Consider the following 14,769-nt stretch of genomic DNA (forward strand, 5'->3'; position numbering starts at 1 on the left):
ATGAATTTACAATTCGACATTAAGGAACACTGCCCAGAAGGTGAGAAAGTTCCCTATTCCCTAACAACTGACTAATGACTAATACAATGTGGCGACAAGATGAAATTATCGAACTGGAAATTACTGATTTAAGCGACACTGGTGACGGTGTTGGACGCTTTGAGCAGCGGGTGGTTTTTGTTCCTGATACGATACCCGGCGATCGCTTACTTGTCAAATTATTCAATGTTAAGCCAAAATACGCTTATGGTCAGGTGCAGGAATTATTGCAAGCCTCGCCTCAACGGGTGCGACCAAGCTGTATTGTCGCTGATAAATGCGGTGGTTGTCAATGGCAACATATTAATTATAAGTACCAGTTAACAGCCAAACAAAATCAAGTAACTCAAGCTTTAGAAAGAATTGGCGGTTTTGTTAATCCACAAGTAGATCCAGTCTTAGTCGCTGCTGAATCCTTTGGCTATCGCAACAAAGTTACTTATCCGATTGGTATGTCTGCAACATATCAGGTACAAGCTGGTTATTACCATAAAGGTACTCATAAATTAATCAACTTGAATCAATGCCCCGTGCAAGACCAGCGGTTAAATCCTTTATTAGCTGAAATCAAATTAGATATCCAAAAGCAGGGTTGGACAATTTATGACGAAACTCGGCACAAAGGATTAATTCGCCATTTGGGTTTACGCATTGGCCGCCGCACAGGGGAAATTCTGCTAACTTTGGTCGTCAAAGATTGGAATTTACCAGGAATTGAAACCCAAGCACAACAATGGTTACAGCGTTATCCTCAGTTAGTAGGAGTCTCTCTTAACCGCAATAGCGATCGCACAAATGCTATATTTGGATCAGAAACCCGTTGTCTAGCTGGAATTCCTTACCTGAGAGAAAAATTCGCCGGACTGGATTTTCAAATTGGACCAGATACCTTCTTCCAAGTGTATACAGAAACAGCCGAGGCACTTTTAGAGGTAATTCAATCAGAACTAAATTTACAAGGTCATGAAGTCCTAGTAGATGCCTATTGTGGTATAGGAACTTTAAGTCTGCCCTTAGCCAAACAAGCAAAGCACGTCACCGGCTTAGAATTGCAATCAACAGCAGTAGAACAAGCAATTGTCAATGCCCGAGAAAATGGAATTAATAATGTGACATTTCAAGTAGGTGCAGTGGAAAAAATTCTCCAGAATTTGGAAATTATACCAGATGTGGTCTTGCTTGATCCGCCCCGAAAAGGATGTGAAGCTAACGTTATCAAAACATTAAGAAATCTGAAACCATCTCGAATTGTTTACGTCAGTTGTAAAGTAGCCACTCTTGCCCGTGACCTAAAGTTACTTTGCGAAGATGGACTATATAGACTGACAAGGGTGCAACCTGCCGACTTTTTTCCTCAAACTGCCCATGTAGAAGCAGCCGCTTTTTTGGTGTTATCAGAACCAGGATAAAATTAGTTACTTCTTTACCAAAATTTAAATCAAAAATTTGTAGTCTAGTGAATACTCATAATCAGTAAACCAAAAAGTTTTTTCCTGAAGGGAGATCGCCAAATACTGTGTAGTATAAAATACTTTTTTATTCCCGATACTCTAATCAGCAGACATAGTATAGATAATAATTACTTATGATTAGCTGGTTAATAATTTCTTGACGCTAACCGGATGGAATATAAATGCTTTCAACGACTTGATATTTCTTCTGTAGGGCTTGAGATAAAAAGGCTAACATCTGTTTGAGTGTAAAAAGTGTGCGATAAATTAATCTACTACCTTTCCTTTTACGACTGATTTTGAGCCATAGTAGATTCACCCAGATGTTAATTAGAAGAAAGGATATTCCAATGAATAGTAATCTCAAGACTGGATTTTTGTTATTCGTCTTAATTCGACAAATATTTTTCAGACGATAACTGGTTTCAATGCCAAATCTTTTTCGATAATCTTGATAGATATAATTTAAATTTGTTTTGACCTTATAAGCAACATAAACAAAGTATTGAACCCCATGCTTTTTATGCTTTCCCTTTCTATATTTACAGACGATCCATAAATCAAATGTGACAAAATCATCTTTGTCTCTTGTAATAGTATAGGTAGTTTTATAACTTTTTTTACCCTTGAGGAATTGTTTGATTCCTCCTTTTTTTCCAGTCTTGATAGCAGGCATAAGAAAGGGAATATCTAATGCCTGTAACCATCTAATTACAGGAGTATTAAAAAATCCCCTATCCAAATAGAGTTTTTTTACATTTATTTTTAGGGATTCAAGTTCTGCTAATAAATAAGTAATTAAAGCCACACTAGTATCTAATTGGCGAACACCTCTTATTGCTAGAGTTACACGCTTATTATTACTAATAACATATAAAGTGGCATAGGCATAAAATGAATTAGTACCAGATTTAGCTTCACTTCGATATATGTAGGGTAATTCTGACGATGTTGGTTGACCATAATAACAAATTAAATTTAAATCAATCGCTATTTTCAAACACCCTTTTTTTAATCCTAAAGGAATTCGACTTTTTAATGCTTGATTTATTTGCGCTTCTAATTCCTCAAAATTGTTAATTTTATTGAGATGATATCTAATATCATTAGCTGTCGGAATATTTTTTAACAATTTAGCTGTGTTTTCAATACTGTCTCCAGTGCTGGCTGCTTTAACCAGAATCTCGAATAAAGTTTGTTGGTCACAGGCTCCTTGCGTTTCAATCGAAAAATTTTCTACTAAACACTGAATAACCTCATCAAGAGTTTCTGAGTCGGTTAAAACGAGTTCTTCTGTAGACTCGCCCCGCGTGGCTTTTGTTAGAGATGAAACAGTCAATTTTTTCAGCCAATATGCTACACACTACTTTCATCATTTCATATTTTGATCCAGTGCAAATTATGATAACTATTTCTTATATATTTGGTATTCTATAGTACATGAGTATCTGTCGTATTTTGTTAGTGATGCCTGCTGCGTCTGTAGCAATAGCGTCAGCACTCCGTAAAAATCACTCTTTGGGAAAAACTTTTTGGTTTACTGATAATGCTAGAATGAAATCACATAAAAATAGAAACTCATTTTGTTTTAAAGAAATCGAAGCTGCATAGACTCTTAAAAAAGGTAAATAGAATTGTGTTGATTACAAACCAGCAGTTAACGAGAATATCTTTCTCTTCCCGTTCAAAGATAGCAGTTTTTATTCATCTGCTATCTTTGAACAGATTAACTTTAACAAATTGTAAATAAGCCATAATGAATTATCCTGCTAAGTGTCTATGTTTTAGCATTTTTATAAATTTAGTTTTACAGACGGAAGTTTGAAAGCGGCATGACTACCTAAATTTTGATCAGAATGCCTGAAAAAGCAAACTGATGTCTAGCTAAATAAAAGCTACGGGGTTTCTCTTGTGATTACCATTTCTCTTCGTCCAGTTGGGCGTTATTGGGGGACAATTAGTTTTGCCTCCACTCTTTATCTTTGTCCAATCCTAGATTTACTCTTGACTGATATTCCCGCAAAATTACAATCAGAACTGCGACTAGGACTTCAAGAAGCCCTAGTAAATGCCGCTAAACATGGGAATAATCTTGATCCCGGCAAATCGGTCGTAGTTCGTTTCTCTTTAGTAGATAATCAGTATTGGTGGATTATCTCAGATCAAGGTAGCGGCTTCACTCCCTCCCTCGAAGGTGATAGTGATCCCAATGACTATTTACCACCAGACGAAGCAGAAAGTGGACGGGGTATGTCTTTACTACATCAGATTTTTGATCAAGTAAAATGGAATCGCAAAGGCACAGAACTCACGCTTTGTAAGCAATTACAAAGCCGTCGGTTATTATCTTTGCGACGGTGATAGGGAACAGGAGTTTTTGAATTCTTAATTCTTAATTCATTTGTGTCCGTGAGTTGGGCAAGGAGGGGCGGAAATTGACTTATCTAACCAGCCTACAGCTTGTTGTAGCCTTGCCTGTGCTTCTTGGGGTTCATTTTTAACCAAAAATACCATTGCAGCGGCTGCCTGTTCACTAGCGCGGGCATTGCGGTTAGACTTGAGACGATGCCAATCATCAGGAGAGATACTCAACCTTTCCATGAGAGCTTGTGCTAGTTCTAGAGTGCTAACTTCATTTAGTTGGCTAGTTTGAGACATAAGACTAAGTGCCGAGTTAAGAGTAAAAGTTATGATTTAATCATCATAGCTAATGACTAATCACCAATGACTAATTTAGAGGAAGATCCCCAGTCAGATTTTGCACGGGAACTAGAGGAAGTAGAGACTTCACTGCGATTCTTGAAAGATAGATATACCCAAGTGCAGAAAGATGAACTACAAAAGGCACAATGGCAACAAGAATTAAAGAATTTAAAGCAAAATAGAAAGCAGACTCCAGAAATTAAAGCTGAGTTAAACCGTATTCAAAAACAGTTGGAAACCTTAGAAATAAACCTAGAAAGCCAGTTGTTTTCTTGGAGTACCCTGAAAAGACCTTTTTGGCAAGCTATCCGTTTTGGTGGTTTAGGCGTTATTATAGGTTGGTTATTAAAATCTTGGGTGGGGTGATTTTAAAAATCCCTAATTAAAAGATACCCAACTTCTCAAAGAAGTCGGGTATCTGAAATTCTTTAAAAAACACAAATTGTATAAAATGCTAAATCGCCGTATTGCTGAAATATTAAGAAGTGGAAAACCGGAAGAAACTTTGGTAGTCCAAGGTTGGGTAAGAACAAAACGCGAATTAAAAGGATTTGCGTTTTTGGAAGTTAATGATGGTTCATCTTTAGGTAATCTGCAAGTTGTTATTAATCAAGATTTACCAGATTATCAAGAAATATTAAAACAAATCAATACAGGTGCTTCTGTTGAAGTATCAGGAGTCCTAGTAGCTTCCCAAGGAAAAGGACAAAGCATAGAATTAAAAGCTGATGAAGTGAAAGTATACGGAGACGCTGATCCTGATACCTATCCTCTGCAAAAGAAACGTCATTCCTTTGAGTTTCTGCGAACCATAGCTCATTTGCGTCCTCGAACTAACTCCTTTGGTGCGGTATTCCGGGTGAGAAATGCTTGCGCGACTGCTATCCACCAATTTTTTCAACAACGGAGCTTTTTATGGGTACATACTCCCATTATTACTGCTAGTGATTGCGAAGGGGCTGGAGAATTATTTAGCGTTACTAATTTCAATTTAAAGAATGTTCCGAAAACAGAAAATCAAGAAATTGATTATAGCCAAGACTTCTTTAGTAAACCTGCATATTTAACAGTAAGTGGCCAATTAGAAGCCGAAATTATGGCTATGGCTTTTACTAATGTTTACACATTTGGTCCCACATTCCGCGCTGAAAATTCTAATACTTCCCGTCACTTAGCCGAATTTTGGATGGTTGAACCAGAAATGGCTTTTTGTGATTTAGAAGGTGATATGGATTTGGCTGAGGAGTTTCTTAAATACATTTTTAAATATGTGATGGAAACTTGTCCTGAAGACATGGAATTTTTCAATTCACGCATTGATAATACTGTTTTAGAAACTGCGAATAATATTATTAACAATCAGTTTGAAAGATTGACTTATACAGAAGCAGTCAACCTTTTAGAAAAAGCTGATGTTAAGTTTGATTATCCTGTCAGTTGGGGTGCAGATTTACAATCAGAACATGAACGTTATTTAGCGGAACAACTGTTTAAAAAGCCTGTGATTGTCACAGATTATCCCGCGCAAATTAAAGCCTTTTATATGCGGTTGAGTGACGATGAAAAAACTGTTCGTGCTATGGATATTCTCGCACCAAAAATAGGCGAAATTATTGGTGGTTCACAACGGGAAGAAAGACTTGATGTTTTAGAAAAACGGGTATTAGCACAAGGTATGAACCCGGAAGATTTATGGTGGTATTTAGATTTGCGTCGTTATGGTACCGTTCCCCATGCTGGTTTCGGTTTGGGGTTTGAAAGATTGGTGCAATTCATGACGGGTATGGGGAATATTAGGGATGTGATTCCGTTCCCGCGCACACCAGAAAATGCGGAGTTTTAATGAACTTTAGAGACGTTGGAAATAGCGTCTCTTTTAAAAATCTTATTTTTCTAATTACCAATTTTTCCGTTTAACCAAGTTACCAAATCAGCAACTTCAGAAAAATCAAATAACGCTTCTCCCAAATCTTCTAATTGTTCAACAGATAGTACCTGCACTTTCTGAATTAATAATTGATCAACATTTCCAAAACGGCGATTTAGAAGACGCAAAATTAAACTTTCTTCACCTAATTTTCTACCTTGCTGCAAAATATCTTGATAAATTACAGATTCTTTCATAATATCCTCCCGGAGAAATTGACGAACCAAATCTTTTTCAAACCGTAAACCTGCGAGAACTTCTACACAACCAGCAATATTTTGTTGCTGTTCCCTATCTGGAATTGTAGCGACTTTTTGAGCTACTTGGGATAATAAACTTTGTGCTGAGTCGGTGCGGGTTAAAGTTGCTAAGATCATATTAATTCTGTGTTAACTACCAATGTGATATAATAGGACTGAATCAACCTTTCCTATAAAAAATCTTATGCCATCACCTAAGATTATAGAACTTGAACAAATATTACAAACTTACTCCATTGAAGATAAACAATGGTTATTACAACAGTTAATTCAACAACTGGGATTAAATCATCAAGAAAAACCACCAGTAAATTATAAACAACAAGCAAAAGGTATTATTGCAGAAACTATCAGTGAAGTTTTAGCTTTATCCAATGACTGTGAAGAGCAAGTTTGGCAAAAATTTTATGCAGCTAGTGGAAGAATATCGGAAAAATTAAATGAATCGGATTTCTTATAATGTCTTTTCAAAAATTTGATTCACCAATACCTTTAGTAATTGTAGATACATCTGTTTTCATCTCGGCTTTACTGAGTAAAAACCCGAATAGTGCGCCTTGTAAAATTATTATATTCTGGCGAGGAGGTAGATTTAACCTAGTAATTTCTCCACAAATATTAGAGGAATTAGTTGAAAAATTATTAGCAAAAAATATTGATAAAACTGATATCAAAGATATTTTGACAGCCATTTTTTACACAGCAATTAAAATTCAAGGTACTTATCAGGCGACAATCTTGGATAATATTGATCCTAACGATAATATGTTTTTAGCCGCAGCTTATGAAATTAGTGCTGATTATTTAGTTTCTCTTGATAAAAAACATATTCTGCCATTAAAACATTATCACGGAACACAAATTTTATCACCAGATTTATTTATCAGGATATTAGATAAATAAAATCAGTATATTGTGTGAAATTTTATCAAGAGCATTTTGAATAATATTAGTATCTAATAAATAACCCATTTAACCCCCGCGTTTTACAGATTCATCGAAAATTCTCATTTGCTCTGGAGTTAAATCATTGAGCATTCCTGAAACGAGATGTAAAGATAAAATTCTTTTAATCCGTTTCGTTAGTTCTTGTTCAGATATACTTGAACTGTCTGTAAAAAATTACTAATGTTCATATCTTTTTGCTGACCAGAACAAATATCTTGAATAACAGCAGGAGAAATATTAACTTCTTCGGCTAATTGAGCAGTGGATATATGATCATTATCCATAATAGAGATTAACAATTCAGATAGTAAAAATTCCTGATATCCTGCTGCAAATTTAGCTTTAAAATCGGGGCTTTGCATCATTCTATCAAGAGTTGATAGTTGTTCAATTTTCTTCATAATATGCTCCTTCTTGGTTACGTTTAATATAATCATTCATATAGTTGATAGCTTTTTCTTTCTGGTTTTCTGGTAATTTTTGTTGTTTTTTCTTAAAAGCATTGGTAACAATAATTTCAGGATATCCCAACCGACGTTAGTATTCAGAATATTTCTATACTGCACCTTGACGAATCATCTCAAAACCATACACATATATATCGGCAACTTTATAGCGTTTCTCTTTTTCGCGCCATTCAATAATACCAATCTCACTTAAAAAAGAAACAAATTCTTCAAAACCTGCTATATCAGGCGCTAAATCTTGCCATACTTCTCGTAACTGTTCTTTAGATAAGAAAGCCAATTTACCCTTGAGAGAATCAAAAAATTTAGTTAAATCAGGGTATTCCTCTTTAATTTCTTCGCAGCGGTTTTCTGATGCTTTTTTCAATCCAAATTCTAGCGATTTACCTTGAAGTAGGCGGTCTGTACGGAATTTGCTTGATGATTGTCCTTTATAGGTTAGTTCTTGTTCTTTTGCTCCTTTGAGGAATATACTTAAACTACGAGGAAAAGTAGTACCACTTGGGTCTGTTAATCGTTCATAAACCCATCGAGATACGTTTTTAGCACTCTTTCCACCTCGACGACGGTTTCCCCAAAGTAATTCTAATGCTTTATCAATCACATCTTCACTAGCTTGATCAATACTTTCAACAGCAATAGGAGAGGATCGATCAACTAAATCCTTGAAATCTTTGGATTGTATTACTTGACGAAGTGCTAACCGTAAAAAGTCAATTTTATTCCACTGTAAAATAATATCGCGTCCAGTAAAATGACTTTTATTATCAAAACTTAAAAGATTCCATATATCCTCTCTCAAGAAAATTTTAAATCTAATTTCTGTTAATCTGTTAGCATCACAAGATTGAACTAATTGAAATAAGCCAGTGAGTGCTTGTTGTCTTATTCCTTCTCTTTCAGGAAAATCTTCATCTAAATCATCGTAAAGAAACCATAGTTTTTGAGAATTATTTCCGACTTCTTCATTAAGAAGAATGTTAATAGCATCTTTGACTATAAGACATAGTTCAGAGTTAGTAGATAATTCTAATAAGGCTTGAGTGCATTCAGACTGCCATTTTTCTTTAGGTAAATTATTGATGATTTTATTCAGTTCAGCAAACTTTGTACCTTTCCTACCTTTAGGAAACTTAAATAAATGTTCCTGATGACATCTAAGCAGTAAATAAGCTCTCCATAAAGCTTCCCATGTGCCACTATTTTCCTGCAAATTTTTATGAATATATTCAAAATCCCCACGAGATGGGCGACTTTCCTGAAATCTACCATGTGCTGACAAAAATACAGTATTATCTAACCGTCCATGAGCTAGTTTTTGAGCAACAATTTTGTGTTTTAAAAAAAGCCAATATAACGCAGTTTTACCTGTTCCTTTTCGTCCTCTAATTAAACAAGTTGTGTCATCTAAGAATCTTTCAAAATCAGTTGTACGCTGAAATAATAGGCTCAAATCTTGTCTTTGATCAGCAGCATTTACTTCAGGAAATTGCAGACTTTCAATAATTTTCCATCGCTGATCTATAGTATTTAAAACATTGCTACGGTTAATTTCATCAGTTGTTTCATCAATTAAGTTAGCAATTTTAGTGTAGTAATCTTGCATTCCTGGTGCAGGATAGCTGTCAGCTAAAGCAATTGGCAAAAGATAAGGAACTACTAAAAGTTCTTCTATTGAAGTTTGAGAATTATCTAAATCCGACTCATCTTCATCTGTTTCATAGTTTTCATTGGTTGTCGTTTTTATCCTATTTAGCAATGATTCCCAAATAGATTTTACTTTAGATAAACCGATTTTAGTAACATCAGGGACGGGAGAAAAAACAAAATTAATTGATAATTTATTAAGGTTTTGAAGTGATTGTAAAAGTAGTTCTATTCCCTGTTTATTCTGTTCATTAGGAAAAAGAAACATAATTGCTTCATCAGCAGCTTGGATTAATGATAAAGCTCCCCATTGATTAATTCCCGTTCTCGAATCAATTAAAAGAATATCTGGTTTTAATTGTTCGTAAATTTCCCGCTTAAAAACAGTCCAAAGATTTTGATCTCCATCAATAACAGTATTAGCATGGAGATCATCAACCTTAGAAATATAATCAAGACTAAGACAACCAGCAGGAACAACAAATAATCTTCCTTTAGCGTTTTGTATTCTCACTTCACCAAATATTTCAGTAATGAAAATACTCGGTTTTATTTCTTCTGGTAAATAGGAACGTTCATAAAAATAGTCAACAATTCCATATTTTGGTTGTGGTTGCAGGTTAAAAGCCGTACTTAAACCAGGTGCTTCTAAATCTAAATCTACAGCCACAACTTTACGTCCCCGCATTGCTAAAATCCAAGCAACATGAGTTAATGCCGTAGTGCGTCCTACTCCTCCTTTAAAAGAATAAAATGTCACTGTTCTGGGTAGACTAAGTTCGCGCTGAGGTGCTGTTGGTTGGTTTTGTGGGTTTGCTGCTTGGATAGCTAAATCTTGCCAAGTATGTATTGATGCTGGATCAAAAGTCTGTGGTGGTGAAATATTAAGTGATTCAGCTTCTTGAAGTGTATATAGGGAGAGAAAACCAGGAGATAAATGAGGAACTTGTGATTTAAGTAAGTTAGAAATTTGTTCTTTACGTTGAGGAATAGATAAACTTATAAAGCGATCGCTAACAATAGTCAAATTCAATAAACCAGATGTAGAAATATTTACATCAACCCATTCCTGTGACTTCTGTACATACTGGTTTGTAATTTCCTGTTTTAGTAAAACCTGCCAATTTTCCTGCATTTGATCACCTCTTTAAAGTTGAGTAGCTTGCTTCAGTAACCAACTTTTAATACTTGTATATGCGTATAACCAGCGTTTGTAATTTAATTCATCAGGTTCGATACTAGAATAACGCATATCTATGAAATGTTGACCCATTGGATTTTCCACTTGATCAAGCCATTTTTTTCCTTCTGAAAAATTATCAATTTTAGATTTAAGTTGATTATGTTGTTTAAGAAGTTCTGTGTAACTATGTGTCCTCAAGTTCTGACTTGCAACCCCAGGTAGAGTATTAAAAATAATGGGAAATTTATGGATACTTTCAAATGGTAGCCAATTCCAAATTCGTACAGATACTTTTCAGGATATAGAAAAAAACTGGTGGTGTCGGGTTTGCCCAAATAATCTTAGTGAAGTAGGAATAGATAACCCTGAAAGTGCTTATTTAATGACAGAGTTAGGTCTAAGACTCTATTCAAGTTTACGGTTTGCTCCTCCATTTCATTATGCTTTAGTTGGTGTAGAAGTTGATGAATTTAGAACCCATAGTGAACTAATAGAAGATTTACCTAATTTATCTATTCCAGGATTAGTTTTATCTACAGCACTTGCACAGGAAGTGGAAACATTACCAGGTTTCCAACCGTTTAGTTCTAGTTATGTTTGGCAACCCTACAAGGGGGAAATTTATAATCCATTAATGACATCTCCAGACTTAAAACGTAAACTAGATGAACTTTTGACTGTGAATTGAATTAAAGCTCAATATTCTCTCCGTGCCTGGAGCGCCTCTGCGTGAGACAAAAAAACAGCCGCCCCCTTACGGAAGCGGCCATTATTTAAACTAGGAAAACTACTAAAAGATTTTAGTAATCGTAATCTCCACCCATACCAGCGCCAGCAGCAGGAGCGCCATCCTTAGGCTCTGGCTTGTCAACAATGATACATTCTGTTGTCAACACCATACCAGCGATAGAAGCAGCGTTTTGCAAAGCAGAACGAGTTACTTTAGCAGGGTCAACAATACCAGCAGCTAACATATCAACAAATTCGTTGGTAGAAGCATTGAAACCAATGTTGAAATCCTTCTCTTTCACTCTTTCAGCAATAACCGCGCCGTTTTGACCAGCGTTTTCGGCAATTCTCTTCAGAGGAGCAGGTAAAGCCCGAACGACGATTAAAGCACCAGTCAACTCTTCATCTTTGAGGTTGCTGTGCGCCCAAGCTTCCAACACGGGAGCAAGGTGAGCCAAGGTTGTACCACCACCGGGAACAATACCTTCTTCTACAGCAGCCTTGGTAGCATTGATAGCATCTTCCAAGCGGAGTTTCTTGTCTTTCATTTCGGTTTCGGTTGCTGCACCAACTTTAACTACAGCTACACCACCGGACAATTTAGCCAAACGCTCTTGCAGTTTTTCTTTGTCGTAAGAAGATTCGGTTTCTTCCATTTGACGACGGATTTGTTCGCAACGACCCTTCACACCAGCTTCATTACCTTCAGCAACAATTGTGGTGCTGTCTTTGGTAATGGTGATGCGGCGAGCTTTACCTAAGCTTTCTAGCTTGGTGGTGTCTAGTTTCAAACCAGCATCTTCAGTGATTACTTGACCACCGGTGAGAACTGCGATATCGTCTAGCATGGCTTTGCGGCGATCGCCAAAACCAGGAGCTTTCACAGCGGCCACGTTAAGAACACCGCGTAAACGGTTAACAACCAAAGTTGCCAAAGCTTCTTTTTCGATGTCTTCAGCAATAATTACCAAAGGACGACCGGAACGAGCTACTTGTTCGAGGACAGGAACTAAGTCTTGGACTAAAGCAATTTTCTTGTCAGTTAACAAGATGTAAGGCTCATCAAAAACGGTTTCCATCCGTTCTGCATCGGTAGCGAAGTAAGGGGAAATATAACCCTTATCAAAACGCATCCCTTCGGTGATTTCCAATTCGGTGGTCATAGATTTCCCTTCTTCTAGGGAAATTACGCCTTCTTTGCCCACCTTGTCCATAGCTTGAGCAATCATAGCTCCGACTTCTTCGTCGTTACCAGCAGAAATTGCTGCAACTTGAGCGATCGCCTTAGAATCTTCTACAGGACGAGCGTGTTCAGCAATTTTTTCGACTAAAAACGCAGATGCTTTATCAATACCGCGCTTCAATAAAATTGCATTAGCACCAGCCGCAACGTTCCGCAAGCCTTCTTTAACGATAGCGTGAGCCAAAACCGTAGCTGTGGTTGTACCATCACCAGCAGCGTCATTGGTTTTAGAAGCAGCTTGACGAATTAGAGCTACACCAGTATTTTCGATGTGGTCTTCTAATTCAATTTCTTTAGCGATGGTGACACCATCATTCACGATTTGTGGTGCGCCAAATTTCTTTTCTAAAACTACGTTACGACCTTTAGGTCCAAGGGTAACAGCTACAGCTTCAGCGAGAATATCAATACCACGCTCTAGAGCGCGACGGGCGTTTTCGTTGTAAATAATGCGCTTTGCCATAATAAGTCTAAATCCCGGTAGTAAATTAATTAATTTTTTCTGACAATTGGTGAATGGTGAACAGGTAATTAGGAAAACTCTTTACCCATCACCCATGCCCAATTTAGCTAACGATTGCTAAAATGTCTTTTTCAGAAAGCAGTACATATTCTTCTGTCGCCAGCTTGATATCAGTGCCAGCGTACTTGGAGTACAACACTTTATCGCCAACATTAATGTCCATTGTTTGACGAGTACCGTCGTCATTCCGCTTGCCAGGTCCAACAGCGGCGATTTCGCCAACTTGGGGTTTTTCCTGAGCATTATCGGGTAAAAATAAACCGCCTGCGGTCTTTTCTTGGGGTGCGCTCACTTTAATGAAAACGCGATCGCCTAGGGGTTTAACGGTGGAAACGCTTAAAGATACGGCTGCCATACAAAATTTTTTCTAAATTAGAAATTAGCACTCTCGACTCATGAGTGCTAATTTAGCTTTATCTGGGACATAATGGCAATCATGGCTTGTGTACGGGTTTCCGAACTAAGGCTAGGGTGGCGATACTTAAGTGCAAATATCCAATTATTTTAGTTGTCAGGGTTTGTTGCGTAAGTAATGAATATTTTGATATGGACAACTTTATTTGCAAACTTGGGAAATTGTTATAGAACTGTAATCAGGGATCTACTCAGTCAGTAACCCAGCCCTAAAGGGACTGAGCTTGCAAGAGAAATCAAACAAGCTGTACTGACCAGACCACCCTGGCATAGTCTAAGGGTAGCCGTTATTTGAGTCACGACACCCCGGAATGCGAAGCTAGTTCCCTGCTCTGTCGCTTGTGATTAAACAGTTCTAAGGTCACTGGAACAGTGTTGCAAGTCTAACAAGCTCTTATAACGCAGTCGAAGCTAACATTACCCCAGAAATGGGAGGCTATGAGTGAGCAAAACATTATGCGTACAGGGTTGAGAAATTTGAATCGGTAATTGTCCCGTTGAAAGTACATCACAACAGTACCCCGAATTTCCCAACTCCAAGGCGGTAATGAAAAAGATTCAATGCGGTTAAAACCGCCCGTGTCGCTTCCCTCTCAGGTCTAAAGACACTATAATGATCCACGAACAGTCATCTCATCCCTAAAACTACTAGGGAACGGGCAAGAAGGAATAGGTAAAAGGCAATAGGCAATAGGTAATCACTAATTACCAATTACTAATCACCAATTACCAATTCAAAAAAAAAACAGATAAATACTCAATTCTGTTACAAATCAGCTAGTCTAGAACTTAGGAATGCTGTTAACAAGGTCTGGGGGAGCGATAACCCCATCTGTTATAACACAGTCATTCCATAGACATTTTCGCAAATCAAGCCAAAAACTTGCGTGTTTGTTGTTCTAGAACGATAATAGTAGTTTACCTAGATGGGGTCTGGTATCGCCAATTAAACCCAGAAGTCATTAAAGTAGGTCATCCAAGACTAGTAGGTTGGCAAGTAGTATGGTGAAAAAATCTGTATTTTTAACCCATGCTTGGCCAAAACATTCCCCGGTTGATTTTGAACCTCTGATAGAGGCTTCACATCCGAAGGATAAGTAAAGCAGCAGTATGCCAATGGAAGCGCGGGTGAGTTTTGAGCTAGGGTCATCTTGAAAAAAATACCGACTTGTGAATCACAAGGACGATAATTTAATCAAGGCTTTTGAGCCTGCACCTTTCAAATGGATCTATAA

At 37.1% G+C, this 14,769-nt stretch carries 15 protein-coding genes; 8 read left to right on the forward strand and 7 right to left on the reverse strand.

What is annotated here, in order from left to right; genetic code table 11:
- Positions 1-74: 74 nt before the first annotated feature.
- Positions 75-1,448, forward strand: a complete 1,374-nt coding sequence (gene rlmD / locus EZY12_20245; protein QSX67057.1) for a 23S rRNA (uracil(1939)-C(5))-methyltransferase RlmD — start codon at positions 75-77, stop codon at positions 1,446-1,448.
- Positions 1,449-1,653: 205 nt separating this feature from the next.
- Here rlmD and EZY12_20250 read toward each other — a convergent pair whose 3' ends face one another.
- Entirely contained in the window at positions 1,654-2,829 is a 1,176-nt protein-coding gene (locus EZY12_20250) for an ISH3 family transposase (GenBank protein QSX67058.1), read from the reverse strand.
- Positions 2,830-2,930: 101 nt separating this feature from the next.
- On the opposite strand from EZY12_20250, the gene EZY12_20255 reads away from it, so the two are divergent.
- Positions 2,931-3,101: a hypothetical protein gene (locus EZY12_20255; protein QSX67059.1), complete on the forward strand. Its 171-nt coding sequence runs from the start codon at positions 2,931-2,933 to the stop codon at positions 3,099-3,101.
- A gap of 300 nt (positions 3,102-3,401) precedes the next feature.
- A complete protein-coding gene (locus tag EZY12_20260) occupies positions 3,402-3,851 on the forward strand; it encodes an anti-sigma regulatory factor (GenBank protein ID QSX67060.1) in 450 nt (149 codons plus the stop codon).
- Between the two features lie 36 nt (positions 3,852-3,887).
- On the opposite strand, the gene EZY12_20265 is transcribed toward EZY12_20260, so the two are convergent.
- On the reverse strand, positions 3,888-4,148 hold the full coding sequence (locus tag EZY12_20265) for a hypothetical protein (GenBank protein QSX67061.1): 261 nt from the start codon (positions 4,146-4,148) through the stop codon (positions 3,888-3,890).
- A 66-nt stretch (positions 4,149-4,214) separates the two neighbouring features.
- Here EZY12_20265 and EZY12_20270 point away from each other — a divergent pair, with 66 nt between their 5' ends.
- A complete protein-coding gene (locus EZY12_20270; protein ID QSX67062.1) occupies positions 4,215-4,559 on the forward strand; it encodes a hypothetical protein in 345 nt (114 codons plus the stop codon).
- Between the two features lie 85 nt (positions 4,560-4,644).
- Entirely contained in the window at positions 4,645-6,036 is a 1,392-nt protein-coding gene (gene asnS, locus EZY12_20275; GenBank protein QSX67063.1) for an asparagine--tRNA ligase, read from the forward strand.
- Positions 6,037-6,086: 50 nt separating this feature from the next.
- Here the strand turns inward: asnS and EZY12_20280 are convergent, their stop codons facing one another.
- Positions 6,087-6,497, reverse strand: a complete 411-nt coding sequence (locus EZY12_20280) for a DUF4351 domain-containing protein (GenBank protein ID QSX67064.1) — start codon at positions 6,495-6,497, stop codon at positions 6,087-6,089.
- Positions 6,498-6,564: 67 nt separating this feature from the next.
- Here EZY12_20280 and EZY12_20285 point away from each other — a divergent pair, with 67 nt between their 5' ends.
- Entirely contained in the window at positions 6,565-6,840 is a 276-nt protein-coding gene (locus EZY12_20285; GenBank protein QSX67065.1) for a hypothetical protein, read from the forward strand.
- The gene (locus EZY12_20290; GenBank protein QSX67066.1) at positions 6,840-7,283 is read left to right on the forward strand and encodes a putative toxin-antitoxin system toxin component, PIN family; all 444 of its coding nucleotides are present in this window, start codon (positions 6,840-6,842) and stop codon (positions 7,281-7,283) included. The genes EZY12_20285 and EZY12_20290 overlap by 1 nt, the downstream gene beginning before the upstream one ends.
- Before the next feature lie 179 nt (positions 7,284-7,462).
- On the opposite strand, the gene EZY12_20295 is transcribed toward EZY12_20290, so the two are convergent.
- Both EZY12_20295 and EZY12_20300 read right to left on the reverse strand, forming a co-directional pair.
- On the reverse strand, positions 7,463-7,729 hold the full coding sequence (locus EZY12_20295; GenBank protein QSX67067.1) for a hypothetical protein: 267 nt from the start codon (positions 7,727-7,729) through the stop codon (positions 7,463-7,465).
- A 154-nt stretch (positions 7,730-7,883) separates the two neighbouring features.
- Complete coding sequence (locus tag EZY12_20300) at positions 7,884-10,577, reverse strand: AAA family ATPase (GenBank protein ID QSX67068.1); 2,694 nt, start codon at positions 10,575-10,577, stop codon at positions 7,884-7,886.
- A 538-nt stretch (positions 10,578-11,115) separates the two neighbouring features.
- Between EZY12_20300 and EZY12_20305 the strand changes: the two genes are divergently transcribed.
- The gene (locus tag EZY12_20305) at positions 11,116-11,313 is read left to right on the forward strand and encodes a hypothetical protein (protein ID QSX70751.1); all 198 of its coding nucleotides are present in this window, start codon (positions 11,116-11,118) and stop codon (positions 11,311-11,313) included.
- Positions 11,314-11,425: 112 nt separating this feature from the next.
- Here the strand turns inward: EZY12_20305 and groL are convergent, their stop codons facing one another.
- Positions 11,426-13,060, reverse strand: coding sequence for a chaperonin GroEL (gene groL / locus EZY12_20310; GenBank protein ID QSX67069.1), 1,635 nt, complete (start codon positions 13,058-13,060; stop codon positions 11,426-11,428).
- Between the two features lie 103 nt (positions 13,061-13,163).
- Entirely contained in the window at positions 13,164-13,475 is a 312-nt protein-coding gene (gene groES / locus EZY12_20315) for a co-chaperone GroES (GenBank protein ID QSX67070.1), read from the reverse strand.
- Between the last annotated feature and the right edge of the window lie 1,294 nt (positions 13,476-14,769).

It is taken from the genome of Dolichospermum sp. DET69, assembly GCA_017355425.1.
In the GTDB taxonomy this organism is placed as follows: domain Bacteria; phylum Cyanobacteriota; class Cyanobacteriia; order Cyanobacteriales; family Nostocaceae; genus Dolichospermum.

Coding starts and splice junctions, on each gene's coding strand:
- asnS (QSX67063.1), top strand. CDS start 4,645: ATGCTAAATCGCCGTATTGCTGAAATATTAAGAAGTGGAAAACCGGAA.
- EZY12_20290 (QSX67066.1), top strand. CDS start 6,840: ATGTCTTTTCAAAAATTTGATTCACCAATACCTTTAGTAATTGTAGAT.
- EZY12_20270 (QSX67062.1), top strand. CDS start 4,215: ATGACTAATTTAGAGGAAGATCCCCAGTCAGATTTTGCACGGGAACTA.
- rlmD (QSX67057.1), top strand. CDS start 75: ATGACTAATACAATGTGGCGACAAGATGAAATTATCGAACTGGAAATT.
- EZY12_20300 (QSX67068.1), bottom strand. CDS start 10,577: ATGCAGGAAAATTGGCAGGTTTTACTAAAACAGGAAATTACAAACCAG.
- groL (QSX67069.1), bottom strand. CDS start 13,060: ATGGCAAAGCGCATTATTTACAACGAAAACGCCCGTCGCGCTCTAGAG.
- EZY12_20295 (QSX67067.1), bottom strand. CDS start 7,729: ATGAAGAAAATTGAACAACTATCAACTCTTGATAGAATGATGCAAAGC.
- EZY12_20280 (QSX67064.1), bottom strand. CDS start 6,497: ATGATCTTAGCAACTTTAACCCGCACCGACTCAGCACAAAGTTTATTA.
- EZY12_20255 (QSX67059.1), top strand. CDS start 2,931: ATGAGTATCTGTCGTATTTTGTTAGTGATGCCTGCTGCGTCTGTAGCA.
- EZY12_20285 (QSX67065.1), top strand. CDS start 6,565: ATGCCATCACCTAAGATTATAGAACTTGAACAAATATTACAAACTTAC.
- groES (QSX67070.1), bottom strand. CDS start 13,475: ATGGCAGCCGTATCTTTAAGCGTTTCCACCGTTAAACCCCTAGGCGAT.
- EZY12_20265 (QSX67061.1), bottom strand. CDS start 4,148: ATGTCTCAAACTAGCCAACTAAATGAAGTTAGCACTCTAGAACTAGCA.